The sequence below is a fragment of the Undibacterium sp. GW821-FHT11B02 genome (genome assembly GCF_058808955.1).
In genome coordinates, this window is record NZ_JBXASD010000002.1 from 82510 (window position 1) to 100081 (window position 17572).

General features: G+C 50.8%; 13 protein-coding genes. 9 read left to right on the plus strand and 4 right to left on the minus strand.

The features are described 5' to 3' along the window. From ligA to smc, 3 genes are read right to left on the minus strand one after another with little or no spacing between them, the layout of a single operon-like run. Nucleotides 1–2055: an NAD-dependent DNA ligase LigA gene (gene ligA, locus AC1RVX_RS03620; protein WP_493215217.1), complete on the minus strand. Its 2055-nt coding sequence runs from the start codon at nt 2053–2055 to the stop codon at nt 1–3. A 10-nt stretch (nt 2056–2065) separates the two neighbouring features. After that, nucleotides 2066–3145: a cell division protein ZipA C-terminal FtsZ-binding domain-containing protein gene (locus AC1RVX_RS03625; RefSeq protein WP_493215218.1), complete on the minus strand. Its 1080-nt coding sequence runs from the start codon at nt 3143–3145 to the stop codon at nt 2066–2068. Next, nucleotides 3142–6666 (minus strand): chromosome segregation protein SMC, encoded by a 3525-nt coding sequence (gene smc / locus AC1RVX_RS03630; RefSeq protein WP_493215219.1) that lies wholly within the window; start codon nt 6664–6666, stop codon nt 3142–3144. Before smc ends, AC1RVX_RS03625 begins: the two co-directional genes overlap by 4 nt. 422 nt (nt 6667–7088) lie before the next feature. Between smc and dapC the strand changes: the two genes are divergently transcribed. The 7 genes from dapC (at nt 7089) to AC1RVX_RS03665 (ending at nt 14966) form a co-directional block, all read left to right on the plus strand. Further along, nucleotides 7089–8309, plus strand: a complete 1221-nt coding sequence (gene dapC, locus AC1RVX_RS03635) for a succinyldiaminopimelate transaminase (RefSeq protein WP_493215220.1) — start codon at nt 7089–7091, stop codon at nt 8307–8309. 63 nt (nt 8310–8372) lie between these two features. Continuing rightward, nucleotides 8373–9200: a 2,3,4,5-tetrahydropyridine-2,6-dicarboxylate N-succinyltransferase gene (gene dapD / locus AC1RVX_RS03640; protein ID WP_493215221.1), complete on the plus strand. Its 828-nt coding sequence runs from the start codon at nt 8373–8375 to the stop codon at nt 9198–9200. Between the two features lie 53 nt (nt 9201–9253). After that, on the plus strand, nt 9254–10387 hold the full coding sequence (locus AC1RVX_RS03645; protein ID WP_493215691.1) for a PilT/PilU family type 4a pilus ATPase: 1134 nt from the start codon (nt 9254–9256) through the stop codon (nt 10385–10387). Nucleotides 10388–10432: 45 nt separating this feature from the next. Further along, complete coding sequence (locus tag AC1RVX_RS03650) at nt 10433–10804, plus strand: ArsC family reductase (RefSeq protein ID WP_493215222.1); 372 nt, start codon at nt 10433–10435, stop codon at nt 10802–10804. Nucleotides 10805–10806: 2 nt separating this feature from the next. Continuing rightward, nucleotides 10807–11934, plus strand: a complete 1128-nt coding sequence (gene dapE, locus AC1RVX_RS03655; protein ID WP_493215223.1) for a succinyl-diaminopimelate desuccinylase — start codon at nt 10807–10809, stop codon at nt 11932–11934. 31 nt (nt 11935–11965) lie between these two features. Then, complete coding sequence (prmB, locus tag AC1RVX_RS03660; protein ID WP_493215224.1) at nt 11966–12868, plus strand: 50S ribosomal protein L3 N(5)-glutamine methyltransferase; 903 nt, start codon at nt 11966–11968, stop codon at nt 12866–12868. A 112-nt stretch (nt 12869–12980) separates the two neighbouring features. Further along, on the plus strand, nt 12981–14966 hold the full coding sequence (locus tag AC1RVX_RS03665; protein WP_493215225.1) for an ATP-binding cassette domain-containing protein: 1986 nt from the start codon (nt 12981–12983) through the stop codon (nt 14964–14966). 45 nt (nt 14967–15011) lie between these two features. On the opposite strand, the gene AC1RVX_RS03670 is transcribed toward AC1RVX_RS03665, so the two are convergent. Further along, nucleotides 15012–15866 carry a M90 family metallopeptidase gene (locus tag AC1RVX_RS03670; protein ID WP_493215226.1) on the minus strand — a complete coding sequence of 285 codons (855 nt, stop codon included), beginning with the start codon at nt 15864–15866 and terminating at the stop codon, nt 15012–15014. 159 nt (nt 15867–16025) lie between these two features. Here AC1RVX_RS03670 and AC1RVX_RS03675 point away from each other — a divergent pair, with 159 nt between their 5' ends. Beyond that, nucleotides 16026–16253, plus strand: coding sequence for a DUF6500 family protein (locus AC1RVX_RS03675; RefSeq protein ID WP_493215227.1), 228 nt, complete (start codon nt 16026–16028; stop codon nt 16251–16253). Between the two features lie 116 nt (nt 16254–16369). Further along, entirely contained in the window at nt 16370–17485 is a 1116-nt protein-coding gene (locus AC1RVX_RS03680) for an NADH:flavin oxidoreductase/NADH oxidase (protein ID WP_493215228.1), read from the plus strand. Nucleotides 17486–17572 lie beyond the last annotated feature (87 nt).

Below are 17572 nucleotides of genomic sequence, written 5' to 3' on the forward strand. Positions count from 1 at the left end.
TCAGCTCCTGGAACAAAGTTGAAGCAATTCTGCTTCAGTCAAAATAGTAATACCCAATTCTTGCGCCTTCACCAACTTGCTGCCCGCATCATCACCCGCCACTACATAGCTGGTTTTTTTTGAGACTGAACCAGCAACCTTGCCACCTGCTTTTTCGATGATTTCCGTCGCCTGGTCACGACTCAACGTGGGCAAGGTGCCGGTCAACACTAAAGTCTTGCCTGCCAGCACCTGCTCGCCTTTTTCTTGCACCTCAATCTCAGGCCAGTGTATGCCGGAAGCGATCAATTGCTCAACCAATTCCACATTCAGGCTGTCGCCAAAAAACCGCAGTATGGATTTGGCAACTACCGGACCCACATCAGGCACACTCAACAATTGCTCTTCATTTGCCTGCAACAGGGCCTGGACATTTCCAAAATGGCTGGCCAGATCTTTCGCCGTGGATTCACCAACATGGCGTATCCCCAATGCATAGATAAAACGGGTGAAACTGGTTTCTTTTGAGACTTCCAGCGCATGCAAGATATTCTGCGCTGATTTTTCTGCCATGCGGTCCAGCTCAACCAGTGCACGCAGACCGAGTTTGTACAAGTCTGCCGCTGTCGTTACCACTTGCTTGTCAACCAGTTGATCAATCAGTTGCTCGCCAACGCCATCAATATTCATGGCCTTGCGTGAAGCAAAGTGGAACAGGCCACCCTTGCGTTGAGCTGAACATTTGATCCAGCCACCAGTGCAACGGGCAATCGCTTCGTCTTCCGGCTTTTGTATGGGTGAACCGCAGATGGGGCAAGTTTCTGGCATGACGAACTGCCTTGCATCTGCCGGACGCTTCTCCAGCACGCTGGACACCACTTCGGGAATCACATCACCGGCACGGCGCACTGATACGGTATCACCTATGCGTATATCCTTGCGCTGCACTTCTTCTTCGTTATGCAGAGTCGCGTTGGTGACCGTCACACCGCCTACAAACACAGGTGCCAGCCTGGCAACCGGGGTAATGGCACCAGTGCGACCAACCTGTACTTCGATATCCAGCACGGTTGTCAATGCTTCCTGCGCCGGGAATTTATGCGCGATGGCAAAACGCGGCGCACGCGATACATAACCCAGCGACTGCTGGCTGGCAAAGTCATTGACTTTATAGACCACGCCATCGATCTCATAATCCAGAACTGCCCGTTTTTCCTGTATCGCGCGATAAAACGCCAGCAAGCCCTGAGCTCCTTTAACCAGGGCATTTTCTTCACATACAGGAATTCCAGCCTGACGATACCAGTCCAGCAAGGCGCGATGGGATGATGGCATGTCCATCCCCTCCAACGCACCTATACCATACGCAAAAAACCGCAGGCTGCGTTGGGCAGTGATTTTGGAATCCAGCTGACGCAAGCTGCCCGCCGCCGCATTGCGCGGATTGGCAAATTCTTTTGCACCTGCATCGCGCTGGCGTTGATTCAGCTTTTCAAAATCGCGCTTGAACATCAACACTTCACCGCGCACGTCGAGTATCCTGGGTGGATTTTCCACTTGCAAACGCAAAGGGACACTACGTATGGTGCGGATGTTTTCTGTCACGTCTTCACCAGTAAAACCATCACCACGCGTCGCAGCCTGAGTGAACAAACCATCGACATAGCGCAGGTTGATGGCCAGACCGTCAAATTTAAGGTCAATGGCATAATCAATTTCTTGCGCGGCATCCAGTCCTTCACGCACACGACGGTCAAAGTTGGTGACATCATCATCTTCAAAGCCATTATTCAGTGACAGCATGGGTACCGCATGTTGTACCTGCCCAAATTCTGGCAATGGCGCTCCACCAACACGATTGGTAGGCGAATCTGTGGTTTTCAGCGCCGGGTAAGCCTGCTCCAGTTGCTGTAACTCTGAAAACAGTTTGTCATATTCAGCGTCTGGCACGCTGGGATTATCCAGCACATAATAGGCATGGGCATGACGGTTTAATTCCGCATGCAAAAACTGCACGCGCTGCGCCACAGCAGATGCTCCAGAAGCTGGAGCATCATCCGAAATATCATTCTGCATGTTCGTTTATTCAGCTAAAAAGTCGTTGCGCGCGAAGGGAACCTGCCGGTATCTGTGCTTCAGCCATGGCAGCATAAAATTCATTGACCTGCCCAGCAATTTCATCCAGTGCCAGTTTGGAGATAGGCTGATTGCCATCATCCACCACGGTACCGCCAAGGCGGGTAGATAAAGAGCGTGCACAAGCAGCCATGGCGCCAAAACCATCCCGTGCTGGCGACACACAAGGCACATCCAGCAACAGGGTCAGGCGGGAAGTCATGGTCTCGCTGACGCTGACATTGGTCGACAGGGTGAACAAGCTGCCCCCATCGCCATCCGGCATCATCAGGCGACCATCAGGGCGCTGGTCAAAGCCCATTTTCTCCAACGCAGCCAGCAAGGTATTCAAGGCCCAGGGCGCGCCATTGGCGGCGATATTGACACTGAGTTGAGCATCATGCTCGGCAACAAACTGATGCAATTCACGTGCATGCACCATAACCTTGTTCATGTCCGGAATATCCGAATGCGCGTTCAGATTGTCTGCAATGGCACGCAGTTTCATGATGAATTCTGAATATTCGAGTTCATTCAGCGGGCCACTGCGACTAACCATCTGCACGCCAGCAAATAAACAGGTATAGGCGCCGCCGACGGCGATGACATCTCTTTCGCCGCTATGACTCTGCCCTATGAAATGCACTGGCTTTTTACCTACGTATTTCAAGTCTGCAATTTCTGCCAGAATTTTTTCACCACGTACTGGAGTTTCAAATTCCAGGGGAATAACGCAATCGATCAATTCATCGACTGGCAGTTCCTTTTCTTGCGCTACCGGGGAAGGGGCAGCACTGTCACCCTCATCATGGGATGACATCTCTGGCGCGGAGGATGATTCTTCCTCACTGGCATTACCATCCATGACGGGTTCGTGCCGGACAATACTGTCTGCAGGTGTGTCAGGGTTCATGAGAACATCGTCATGCCCGTCACCGAAAGCATTTTCGACGGTTTTTTTGGCTTTGTATTCTTGCCACTTGTTAAAAATAATGACGCCAACTACCAGCGCCCCACCGATTGCCAATAAACTGATTTGTAGATCTGTCATGCTGCTTGAACCTCAGTAGCAAAATTGACGGCAGACTCCATATCCACCGCCACGATTCGTGAAACCCCCTGTTCCTGCATGGTGACACCAATCAATTGTTGTGCCATTTCCATCGCAATCTTGTTGTGGGAGATAAATAAAAACTGTGTGTTTGATGACATGCGTTTCACCATATTACAGAAACGCTCGGTATTTGAATCATCCAGCGGCGCATCCACCTCATCCAGCAGACAGAAAGGTGCCGGATTGAGCTGGAACATGGAAAACACCAGGGCCGTTGCTGTCAGCGCTTTTTCACCGCCAGACAGCAGATGAATAGTTGCATTTTTCTTGCCTGGCGGCTGCGCCATGACCTGCACGCCAGAATCCAGAATTTCATCACCAGTCATGATCAGCTTGGCCTGACCACCGCCGAATAAAATCGGGAAAAGCTCAGCGAAATGATGATTCACCTTATCAAAGGTATCTTGCAACAAGTCGCGAGTTTCAATATCAATCTTGTGGATCGCGTCCTGCAAGGTCGTAATTGCCTCGGTCAAATCAGCATGCTGCGCATCCAGGAAAGTCTTGCGTTCTGTCGCCTGTGCCAACTCGTCCAGTGCCGCCATGTTAACCGCGCCCAGAGCAGCAATTGCATTGGTCAGGCGGGTGACTTCGCCCTGCAAATACGAAGGCTTTAGATCGTCGTGCAGTTTTTGCGACAGCGCTTCTTCATCAACTTCGAAATTGCGCAATTGTTCTGAATATTGTTCCTGGCTCAGACGGGCAGCCTGCTCTTTCAACTGCAGCTCAACGATGCGGTCACGTTGCGGCTGCAGGCTACGTTCCACCTGCATCTTGGCTTCTTCATGCTGACGCAATTGCTGGGTCAATTGATCCAGTTCATGACGCGCATTGGCCAGTGCTCTTTCCTGCTCGCTGCGACGATCCAGCAAGTCTTGCAAGCCGGCCTGAGCGGTCTGGTCATCCATAGATTCCAGTTCCAACTGCCCTTGTTGCATGCTGGCAAACAATTGCGCTGACTGTTCCAGCGCAGTGGCAATATTACGACGCAATTCTTCCAGCTTGCTGCGATGGGATTTTTCGGCAAATGCAGCTTCCTGCGCAGCCAGTTCAAGGTCACGCAAACGCTGCCTGGCTTCATTCAGCTGCTGTTCTTTTTCCAGATAAGCGGTCTGACCTTCTTCATGCATTTCTTGCAACTCGGCCAAATCCATGTCCAGCTGCTCAAACTTCTGCTCTGATTCTGCACGAATTTGCTGCTGTTCAGCCTCTTGCGCGGCGATCTCTGCCAGGTCACTGCCTATTTGCGTGCTGCGTTGATTAAAGCGTTCCTGCACTTCAGACAACTTCATGAATTCAATTTGCAGACTATGCGTAGTCTGGGTCAGGCTACCTACACGCTGACGCAAGTCCTGCAATTGCTGGGTCGCCTGGGTATATGCAGATTCTGCACGCACGGCACGGGTCTTGGATTCATCCGCCAGCATGTGCTTGGCGCGGCATTGCTTGGTGATATTTTCTATTTCTTGCTGACGCGCCAGTACGCCATCCTGCTCGGAATCCGATGCATAAAAACGCACACTGGAACGGGCAATCACATGCCCCTGCTTGGTGATAAAGCAGGCACCGGCTGGCAATTTCACCCTGTCCATAAAGGCAGAAGTAATATCGTCGGCAATGTAGACCTGGTGCAGCCAATCCTGCATCAGACCGCGCACACCCGCATCATTGAGTTGCAATAAATCGATGAAGGGTTTAAGGCCAGCGACAGGTGCTACCGTATCAGCCATGACGGTGGGCGCACAAACTGCCAGCTTGGCAGGCGGCGCGTCACCGAAAAAGGCTTTGGCCCAGTCCAGATTCGACATTTCCAGCGCCGCAGTACGCTCACGCAGTATGGATTCCAGCGCAGTTTCCCAGCCAGCTTCGATATGCAGTTTTTGCCATATTTTTGGCAGGCTGCTCAATTCGTGTTTTTCCAGCCATGGCTGTACTTTGCCCTGCGTCTGGACTTTTTCCTGCAATTGCTTGAGCGCCAACAGACGTGCTTCCAGTTGTGCATATTCAGCAGCATCCTGGTTCACCTGCTGTTGCGCCTGCTTACGCTCGTCTTCCAGCACAGGCAAACGCTCTTGCGCTTCTTCCAACTGCATGCTGAGTTCTTCCAGCACCTGTTTTTTTTCTTCCAGCTGCATGGACAAATTGTCCAGATGGGTGGTATCTGGCAGCACCAGCCCCTGTTTTTCCTGCATCAGGCGTTCACGCCTGGATGCCAGGGTATTCAAGATATTCGAGGCATTGCGCTGATGGGCAGATTCCAGCTCTATCTGTTGTTGCATCTGCATTATTTTGGCGCGAGACTCGGTCGTCTTCAACTGCGATTCACGCCATACCTGCTCCATGGCTGGTAATTTATCCTGTTGCTGCTGGCTGACTTCCAGTGCCTGCTCGGCGCGCATCGCCAGTTCTTCAACATGGATTTCACCTTCAGATAAATCATCCTGGAATTGCCTGCTTTGGTTTTGCCATTGATCACGCTGCGCTGTCAAGGATTGCAATTGCGATTGCAAACGGCTGCGCGATTCGATGACGAACTTGATTTGCGCTTCCAAACTGCCTATCTCGGCATTGGTCTGATACAGATGACCTTGCGCCTGGTGCATACGGTCGCCGACTGCATAATGCGTCTGACGCATCTGTTCCAGTTCCAGTTCGACGTGGCGCAATTTGGCGGTTTGCTCCTCCAGATCCAACTGGGTTTTTTCTATCTCGGCGAAATGCTTTTTTTGTTCGTTTTCTGCTTCTTTTTTACGCAACAACCACAGCAACTTCTGTTTTTCTTCCTGATCGGTCTGCAACTCGCGAAATTTATTCGCGACTACGGCTTGCGCACCCAATCTGTCCAGATTGTTATTCAATTCACGCAAGATATCGTCGACACGGACCAGGTTTTCATGGGTATCGTGGATACGGTTTTCAGTCTCGCGACGGCGCTCTTTATAGCGGGAAACGCCGGCTGCTTCTTCCAGGAAAATCCGTAATTCTTCAGGACGCGCTTCAATAATGCGCGAAATCATGCCCTGGCCAATAATCGCATAGGCACGCGGGCCTAGACCGGTACCGAGGAAAATGTCCTGGATATCACGGCGACGCACAGGTTGCCCGTTGATGTAATAAGTGGAAGTACCATCACGCGTCAGCGTACGCTTGACGGCAATTTCACCATACTGGCTCCATTGTCCGGCAGCTTTGCCCATGCTGTTGTCAAAAACCAGCTCTACTGATGAACGACCGGCGGGTTTGCGATGGGTGGAACCATTAAAAATAACGTCTTGCATGGATTCACCACGCAATTCAGACGCTTTTGATTCGCCCAAAACCCAGCGCACAGCATCGATAATATTCGATTTGCCGCAACCATTAGGGCCGACTACACCCACCAACTGGCCAGGAACCTGAAAATGAGTGGGATCGACAAAAGATTTAAATCCCGACAATTTAATAGAAGTTAATCGCACTTTGTTTAATTTTATTATCTTTTGCAGTCAAATCTACCGCGTATTCTATGTTTCCAAAGGCTGTATACACAAGCCAACCCCATTATCAATGCATCATACCATCGTAAAGGCAAAATTTTTAGTTTTCAACTTATTACACAATTAACTGATTTACTCCCACTGATTCACCATACTCAACAGGTACGCTGGCAAATTATTCTGGCTTTCAGCAAACCACGTGTGAAAGCCTTACTCTGAAGAATGCACTGGAGGCTATAATACGGATTGAATGTTACCCAAGCAAAACCAAATAAAATACCGAAATCCGAAAAGCGAGCCAAATAAGCGGGCCAGATAGATGGCAAGAATAGTAGAAACGTAGAAACAGCAAAAACCGCAGAAACAGCCCGATCATCGCCATCAAGTTGCCAAGAATTAAAAAAATGAACTTCAATCCCTATCTCAGCAAGTTGCAACCGTATCCGTTCGAAAAACTGAAACGATTGTTTGCCGATGTCAAACCCAACCCTGCGTACCCTGCCATCAGCCTGGGCATAGGCGAACCCAAGCATCCGACACCCAAGCTGATCACGGATGCTTTGATCGCCAATCTGGGTGGCTTGGCCAGTTATCCCTCGACCGCAGGCTCGGACACATTGCGCAATGCCATTTCCGGCTGGATAGCCCGCCGCTACAGCATACCGGCACCAGATGCAACAACGCAGATCCTGCCGGTCAATGGATCCCGTGAAGCCCTGTTTGCCCTGGCACAGACCATCGTCAACCCTGCCGCTTGCCAGGATGGCTTGCCTTTGGTGCTCTGTCCCAACCCGTTTTACCAGATTTATGAGGGGGCAGCCTACCTGGCAGGTGCCGAACCTTATTTCGCCAATGCTGATCCTGCCCGAAATTTCGCACCTGACTACAAAAGCATACCCGACAGTGTCTGGAAACGGGTACAACTGCTATACATCTGCTCACCCGGCAATCCAACTGGTGCCGTACTGAACCTGGATGACTGGAAAGAACTGTTTGCCCTGTCAGACAAATATGATTTTGTCATTGCTGCCGATGAATGCTATTCAGAAATTTATTTCAAGGCAGAAGCGCCCCTGGGTAGCCTGCAGGCAGCACGCGCCCTGGGCAGGAATGATTATCGCCGCCTGATTACACTTTCCAGCCTGTCAAAACGATCAAATGTGCCTGGCATGCGCTCCGGCTTCGTTGCTGGTGATGCTGAACTGATCAAGCAATTCTTGCTATACCGGACTTATCACGGCAGCGCGATGAGCCCCAGCATACAGGCAGCCTCAGTAATTGCCTGGAATGACGAAACCCATGTCCAGGAAAATCGTGACAAGTACATCCGCAAATTTGCCCAGATTACACCGGTATTGCAGGAAGTACTGGAAGTCAGCCTGCCCGATGCCGCTTTTTACCTGTGGGCCAGGGTGCCGGACAAACTGGGAATGTCGGACACAGAATTCGCCCGCCGCCTGTACGAGGAATATAATGTTACAGTTTTGCCGGGCAGCTACCTTGCACGTGAAGCACATGGCATCAATCCGGGACAGAATCGCATACGTATGGCACTGGTCGCCGAACCTGAAGAGTGTCTGGAAGCCGCTCAAAGAATTGTCAGTTTTTGCAAAAAATACGTTTAGCTGGTGTCCGCTCCAAGATTCAACCGTATCATTTCGTTTATTTAATCATCTGAAGATATCAACATGACTCAACAATTACAGCAAATCATCGATCAGGCTTGGGAAGATCGCACTAACTTCTCTCCTAAATCCGCGCCTGCAGAAATTCGTGAAGCAGTTGCCCACGTATTGGGTGAACTCGATGCCGGCAGCCTGCGCGTGGCGCAAAAAATTGATGGTAGCTGGCAAGTCAATCAATGGATAAAAAAAGCAGTGCTACTGTCTTTCCGCCTGGAAGATAATATCTGCATGCCTTCCGGTGATCACATGCAATTCTTCGATAAAGTACCAACCAAATTTGCCAATTACACTGCTGAAGACTTTGCCAAAGGTGGTTTCCGCGTGGTGCCCCCAGCGGTAGCACGTCGTGGCAGTTTCATCGCCAAGAACGTCGTGTTGATGCCTTCTTACGTGAACATTGGCGCCTACGTGGATGAGGGTGCGATGGTTGACACCTGGGCTACAGTAGGTTCCTGCGCGCAAATCGGCAAAAACGTACATCTGTCCGGTGGTGTTGGCATCGGTGGCGTATTGGAACCCATGCAGGCCAACCCTACCATCATTGAAGACAATTGCTTCATCGGCGCTCGCTCTGAAGTCGTCGAAGGCGTTATCGTTGAAGAAAATTCTGTTATTTCCATGGGCGTGTATATCGGCCAGTCAACCAAGATCTATGATCGTGCCACGGGTGAAGTCAGTTATGGCCGCATACCCGCTGGCTCTGTCGTGGTCTCCGGCAATTTGCCGTCTGCCGATGGCAAATACAGCCTGTATTGCGCGGTGATTGTAAAGCGTGTTGATGCTCAGACACGTTCCAAAACCAGTATCAATGAATTGCTGCGCGGCGCCTGATAGCGCCTTTTTGATCAATTTATAGTTCAGAACAGGGAAACATCATGGCAGCGATGGAGAGATTATTTCTACTGATGAAAGAGAAACATGCATCTGACATGTTTTTTGCGATGAACTCGCCTATTCATCTGAAAATCAACGGCAATCTGCTCCCTATCAATCAGCAGAAAATGGATCAGGCAAATATCCTGTCACTGCTGAGCGAGGTCATTGGCCAGGAACAGATGGAGCAACTGGAAGAAGAAAACGAGTTGAATATCGGTATCGGTGCACCAGGCATTGGCCGCTTCCGTCTGTCGGCATTCCGCCAACGTGGCTCGATTTCTGCCGTCTTCCGTTTTGTTCCTGGTGACATCCCTGCATTAAACACACTGCATTTGCCGCCTGTGTTGTCTGAACTGATCATGGAAAAACGTGGTCTGATCCTGGTCGTTGGTGCAACCGGATCAGGCAAATCCACCACCATTGCCTCCATGCTTGATCACAGGAACGAAGTCAGGACCGGCCATATCCTGACGCTGGAAGACCCGATCGAATATTTGTTCCGCAGCAAAAAATCCATCGTCAATCAACGTGAAATCGGCAGCGATTCCGAAAGCCTGAAAACCGCACTGAAAAATTCCCTGCGTCAGGCACCGGATTGCATCCTGATTGGTGAGATTCGCGACCTGGACACCATGATGGCAGCGATTGCCTATGCGCAATCCGGCCATCTGGTTCTGGCGACCCTGCATGCCAACAACAGTTATCAGGCACTGAACCGTATCATCAGTTTCTTCCCCATGGAAACCAGGAATGCCTTGTTGCTGGATCTGTCATCCTCCATACGCGCGATTATTTCACAACGCCTGATACGGGCAAAAGACGGTGGCCGTTGCCCCGCAGTAGAAATCATGCTCAATACCCGCTATGTGGCAGAGTTGATAGAACAGGGCGACATCTTCCAGATCAAGGAAGCGATTGAAAAGAGTCTGTCACCTGGCTCACAAACTTTCGAGCGCGCTCTCATGTATCTGATCAAGGAAGGTCTGATTACCCAGGAAGAAGGTCTGGCCAATTCTGATTCGGCAAATAACCTGTTGTGGCTGCTGAACAATGAAGCCTCCAGCAGTGCGGCACCACCGCCAGAACCTGAACCAGAAGCCAAGGATGAAGCCTCGTTCACAGAATTCACCCTCAACGTTTAAGCTTTATCAGCCTGTTGCAATCACTAAGGTAACCACTAACAACGTATGACACAGCGCATCACCCTGTTCGGCATTCCGAACTGCGACACCGTTAAAAAAGCCCGCACCTGGCTGCAAGAGCAGGATCTGGCATTTGAGTTTCACGATTTCAAGAAACAGGGCTTGAGCCGCGCAGCCATAGAATCATGGCTGGAACATCAGAGCCTGGATGTGCTGATCAACCGCAAGGGTACTACTTGGCGTGCACTCAGCGATGCAGAAAAAGCTTCCGCTGGCGATACCGAACAGGCTATCGCCCTGATGCTGGATAAACCTTCCGTCATCAAGCGCCCGGTCATGCTGATTGCCAATGATGGCAATAACCAGGTCAACGTTGGATTTTCTGTGCCGCAATATCAGTCCATTTTCAAGAAATAAACATGAGTAAAACACTTGCGCTGACAGAACAGTTAATTGCACTGGATTCGGTCACACCTGAAGACAAAGGCTGCCAAAATACCCTGATCGCCTTGCTGGAACCGATGGGCTTTCAGTGTGAAACCATACAGTCCGGTGAGGTTACCAACCTTTGGGCCAGACGCGGCCAAAGCCAGCCCCTGCTGGTGTTTGCCGGTCACACCGATGTGGTGCCTACCGGCCCGGTAACACAGTGGCAATCTGCACCTTTTACGCCCACCCACAGAGACGGCAAGCTATACGGTCGTGGTGCCGCCGACATGAAAACATCGATCGCTGCCTTTGTCGTAGCAACAGAAGAATTCATCGCGGCCCATCCGGATCACAAGGGTTCTATCGGTTTCCTGATCACCAGTGATGAAGAAGGCCCAGCCACTGACGGCACTGTGGTGGTCTGTGAAAAACTCAAGGCACGCGGAGAACAGCTGGATTATTGCATCGTCGGCGAACCAACTTCTGTCGACAAACTGGGTGACACCATCAAGAATGGCCGTCGGGGTACCATGTCTGGCAAACTGACTGTCAAAGGTGTGCAAGGCCATATCGCCTATCCACAGTTGGCAAAAAACCCTATTCATCTGGCAGCGCCTGCCATGGCGGAACTGGTAGCCGAAGTCTGGGATGAAGGCAATGACTATTACCTGCCCACGTCCTGGCAAATGTCGAATATCCATGCCGGCACCGGGGCATCTAACGTGATACCGGGCGAAGCCGTCATTGATTTCAATTTCCGTTTCTCCACCGCCAGCACTGCCGAAGGCTTGCAGCAACGCGTACATGCAATACTCGACAAACACGGCCTGGAATATGACTTGAAATGGACCGTGGGTGGTCACCCTTTCCTGACACCGAAAGGCAGCCTGAGCGATGCATTGGGTGATGCGATTCTTGCAGAAACTGGCGTGGCAACGGAACTATCCACTACTGGCGGTACCTCGGATGGCCGCTTCATCGCCAAGATTTGCCCCCAAGTGGTGGAATTTGGTCCTCCGAATGCCAGCATCCATAAAATCGACGAACACATTGAGCTGCAATACATAGACCCGCTCAAGAATATTTATCGACGCACGCTGGAAAACCTGCTGACCTGAACTGAAGCACCAGCCGATACGAAACCAAGATATGACAACACCTGCCACCACTTTTTTGACCCTGCGCGATCTGCTGCGCCATGCCGTCACACGCTTCAACAAAGAAAAATTGTTCTTTGGCCATGGCAGTGCCAACGCACTGGATGAAGCTGCGTATTTACTGCTGCACACCTTGCACCTGCCACTCGACAAGATAGAGCCTTTCCTGGATGCGCGTTTATTGCCTTCAGAAATCGATGCTGTGCTCCAGGTGATTGAACGCCGTGCAACCGATCGCATACCAGCGTCTTACATTACCAATGAAGCCTGGCTGGGCACTTACAATTTCTATGTGGATGAACGTGTCATCGTGCCACGTTCCTTCATTGCAGAATTGATCCCAGAGCATTTTTCACCCTGGGTGACAGAGCCTGAAGCGATCAGCAATATCCTCGAACTGTGCACCGGCTCTGGCTGCCTACCCATCATGCTGGCCGATATGTTCTCTGAGGCGCATGTGGATGCCGTCGATATTTCCAAAGATGCGCTGGAAGTGGCCAAACGTAATGTGGCAACCTATGGATTGCAAGACCGTATCACACTGATTGAATCAGACCTGTACAGCAATGTGCCTGACAAGAAATACGATCTCATCATCACCAACCCGCCGTATGTCAATTCCGGCTCTATGGCCAAACTGCCCAAGGAATACATGCATGAACCACAAATTGCGCTGGCTGGCGGTGACGATGGCATGGACCTGGTGCGTAAGATCGTGGCCGGTGCCGCACAGCGGCTCACTGAAGATGGTTTGCTGATGGTGGAAATTGGCAATGAACGTGCCTTCGCTGAAGCTGCCTTCCCTGAATTGAATCTGACCTGGTTAAGTACCAGTGCTGGCGACGACATGGTATTTTTGGTGGAAGCCAATCAACTGACAGATTTCACTGCATAAATCCGTGCTGCGCAGTGCAGTTAACATAATGAAGACGGGCAAAATCAGTTTTGCCCGTTTTTCCATTTTTTTGCATCAACAAAACAGCATTACCCCATTACTTTAAGTTTATATGATACGTCTTCAACAAGTCGTCCTGGCGCGCGGCATCAAACCTTTATTTGACAGTGTCGATGTGACACTCAATCCCGGCGACAAGATAGGCTTGATCGGCTCGAATGGTGCAGGAAAATCCAGTTTGTTTGCCATGTTGCGTGGTGAATTGCACCCTGACCAGGGCAGCATCGATTTCCCGGCCAAATGGCAGCTTGCCCACGTCGCGCAAGAAACCCCGCCACTGGAACGCAGTGCCATCGATTATGCAATAGATGGCGATGTCGCCTTGCGCAAACTGGAAGCCCAACTGGCCGAACTGGAAGCTCAGCCAGAAAGTTACGACAACGGCATTGCCATCGGCAATATGTATGGGGCATTGGCTGATGCCGATGCCTATACTGTGCGCCCACGTGCCGAACAATTGCTGCTGGGCCTGGGTTTCAAGATCAACGAACTGGAACAACCAGTCGCCAGTTTTTCTGGTGGCTGGCGCATGCGCCTGAATCTGGCGCAAGCACTGATGTGTAAATCCGATTTGCTGCTGCTCGATGAACCGACCAACCATCTGGATCTGGATGCCATCATCTGGCTGGAAGATTGGCTGAAACGCTATGAAGGCACCTTGATCATCATTTCGCATGACCGCGATTTTCTGGATGGCGTGGTGAATGTCATCGTCCACATTGATGAACGCAAGCTCAAGCGCTATGGCGGTAACTATTCCGGCTTTGAACGCCAGCGTGCTGCCCAGTTGGAACTGGCACAAGGCATGCTGGAAAAACAAAACCGCAAGCGCGCCCATCTGCAATCCTTTATCGACCGCTTCAAGGCCAAGGCATCCAAAGCCAAGCAGGCACAAAGCCGTATCAAGGCTTTGGCACGTATGGAAGAAATGGCGCCTTTGCGGGCCGCTGCCGAATTCTCTTTTGAATTCCGCGAGCCACTCAGCGCCCCCAACCCCATGCTGGTGATGGAAGATGTGGATTGCGGCTATCGCACTGAATCAGAAACCGACCATAGTTTCACCGAGAAAAAAATCGTTGGCGATGTCAAGTTCACGCTGCAAATCGGCCAGCGTATCGGCCTGCTTGGTGTGAATGGCGCTGGTAAATCCACCCTGATCAAAACCATCGTTGGTGACATCGCGCCTTTGAATGGCGTCATGCAAACTGGCAAGGGGCTGTCCATCGGGTACTTTGCACAGCATCAGGTAGAAATGCTGCGCCATGATGAATCACCACTGTGGCACTTGGCGCATATTGCCCCTGATGTACGTGAGCAGGAATTGCGTAACTTCCTCGGTGGTTTCAACTTCCCTGGCACCATGGTGAGCAGCCCGATCAAGCCATTCTCAGGCGGTGAAAAAGCCCGTCTGGCACTGGCCATGATCGTCTGGCAGCGCCCCAACCTCTTGCTGCTGGATGAGCCGACCAACCATCTGGACCTGGAAACCCGCGAAGCCCTGACAGATGCCCTGGCACAGTTTGAAGGCACCCTGGTCGTGGTCTCACATGACAGGCATTTGCTGCGTGCCACGACTGACCAGTTCATCATTGTCGCCGATGGCAAACTGCAACCGTTTGACGGCGACCTGGACGATTACAAAGACTGGCTGTTCAAAAACAAACTGGAAAAAGCTGCCCCCACCCTGCCAGAAAAAACCAAGGCGCAGGAAGCAGCTTTGCCTCAAGCCAAACCTGTTCCGGTCGCCAAGGTCGACGACAAGGAACAGCGCAAACGCGACGCCGATGAACGCCAGCGCGTCGCCAATCTGCGCAAGCCCATAGAGACACGTATCAAACGTCTTGAAGAACAAATGGCCAAGTTGAATCTGAAAAAGAAAGATATCAACACGCAGTTAGAAGACAGTGAAATCTATAGCGATGCCAACAAGGAAAAACTGAAGACCCTGTTGCTTGACCAGGCTTATGTCGTCAAGGAACTGGAGCAAATCGAAGTTGACTGGCTGGAACAGCAGGAATTTCTGGAAGCAGTAGAGTAATGACAAGGGGCGCTGAATGCGCCCCTTTCTTTTTATGCCTGAAAACTAAATCCACTCACAAGGGTCAACCCGATAATAGTTCCGTAATTGCGCATACAAGGCTGGATGATAATGCGCAAGATCATGGCTTTTCTTGAAAAATGCTTCGGTCACCACAGCAAAAAATTCTGCAGGATTAGTCGCACCATAGGGATCAATAATCGTTGGCATATCGCTGTCAATTGCTTGCAGCAACTGTGCAAATTCCATCTCCATGACTTGCGACCATTTCTTGTAAGCTGCCGCTGTTTTCAAATCAGGGGCGCCATTGGTCGCGCCGGTTTCACTATCGAGTTGATGCGCAAATTCATGCAAGACAACATCCTGACCTCGCGCCTCATTGTCAGGATTATTCACAATCTGATCCCATGCCAAAATCACCCTGCCATCACTCCAGGATTCACCGCTCAAACCCTGGTTGGTATGGGTAACTACACCACCAATGTTCATCTGTGTTCTGGGTGCCACAAATGCCGACGGATACACCAGCACATGGGTAAGCTGCGGGTACACATCCGATTCGCGGTTCAACAGCAAGAGGCAAGCCTTGCCAGCTATCGTCACCCTGATTTCATCAGTAATAGTCAGGCCGCCACAACCGACAAAGGTTTTTTGATACAGAAACTGCCGTATGCGACGCTTCAACTGCATTTGCAAATCTGTAGGCATGCGCGAATAGCCCGGCAAGTTTTTCCTCAGGATTTTTGAATAATTCAGAGGAAAAGCCTTTGAAAGCACATAGCGCAAACGCGCCCGGGGCAAGACAAACACTCCCAGTCCCAACAAGACCAATACAGCAAGTAGCCATTCCATGTTGACGCCAATCAAGGTTGCCGGTGCCATAACAAAGACAGCATCCATTTACGTAAAGCAAATGGGCGCAACAAAGGCAAAATCAATAGCAAGGGAAAAAATTCCGCTTTGGGACTATTCATAGTTGCTCAGACAACAGACAATGTCAACAATATGTCATCTGCAAAACTTTGCAGAACTTTGGAATGAATATACAAAGGTCCACTAATGAAAGATGTATTAAGAAAAAAGATCATTGCCGTATGCGACAGCAAAATCAAGCAAAAGGGTCCGGATGTCGGACTATCCTTTTACGCCTTTTTCGCCAATAAAAACGATGATCCGGAATTGCTGATGGAAGCTGCTACCTGGTGGATCATGGAAAACCGATTTGATCATTTTGAAAAAGCGATCAAAATCAAACAGTTGGTCATGGCAATGAATGCGGCAAATTGAAACTGCCAGCCGTCATTGACAGCCTGCGGGCAACAACCGGAAACTACGGGCATAATATACAAGCCCCCGCATTGTCTCCTCTGCCCCCTTGATCTCTACAACAGGTTTGCAAAACTATGAGCGCCCTCTTTTCCCCTCTTCGTCTTGGATCACTGGACCTGACAAACCGCATCATTATTGCGCCCATGTGCCAATATTCTGCCGACTATGGCAAAGCTACTGACTGGCATCTTATTCACTTGGGTGGACTGGCTTTATCCGGTGCAGGCTTATTGATACTGGAAGCAACCGCAGTTGAAGACATAGGCCGCATCTCTCCCGGCGACCTGGGTCTGTGGTCAGATGAAACCGAGGCTGCACTTGGCGCGGTTTTACAGTCGATACGCAAACATTCAAACATGCCGATTGCCATACAACTTGGCCATGCGGGCCGCAAAGCATCCAGCCAGGCGCCCTGGCATGGTGGTCAGCTCATTGCGATAGAAGATGGCGGCTGGCAAATGGCAGCACCTTCTGCATTGGCCCATGCAAAAGGCGAACGCCCACCGCAGGCGCTAGATGAGGCTGGTTTGAAGCGTGTACAACAAGCCTTTGTTGATGCAGCCGTGCGTGCCCACAGGCTGGGCATCAATGCGATCGAACTGCATGCTGCGCATGGGTATCTGCTACACCAGTTTCTGTCGCCGATTGCCAATCACCGCACTGACCAGTATGGTGGTTCGGTCGAAAACCGTCTGCGATTTCCACTGGAAGTGTTTGACGCAGTACGCGCAGCAGTACCGAAAGATGAGATGACGCTTGGTGTGCGTCTTTCAGCAACAGACTGGGTAGATGGCGGTTTGGATATTTCGCAAAGCAAGCTTTTCGTGCATGCCTTGCAAGAACGTGGCTGCGACTTCATTCACGTATCCAGTGGTGGTGTTTCACCTGATCAAAAAATTCCTTTAGGGCCAGGCTATCAAGTACATCTGGCAAAGGAAATCAAACAGCATTGCAAGCTGCCAGTGATTGCCGTTGGCCTGATTACCGAACCAGAACATGCTGAAGAAATCATCGCTAATGGCCAGGCGGATGCGATTGCCATTGCACGTGGCATTTTGTACGATCCGCACTGGCCATGGCATGCCGCTGCCAAACTGGGGGCGACTGTAGAAGCACCCCATCAATACTGGCGTTCACAACCTCGTGATCAAAAGAATCTGTTTGGCGATACCAAGATAGGACAGCGTTGATGCGGCATACAGCATGTAAGAACCTGTGTACGATCTTACTGCGCGTGCGTGATCGTGGCTCATGTGCTGCTCAAAATGCTCATGTAC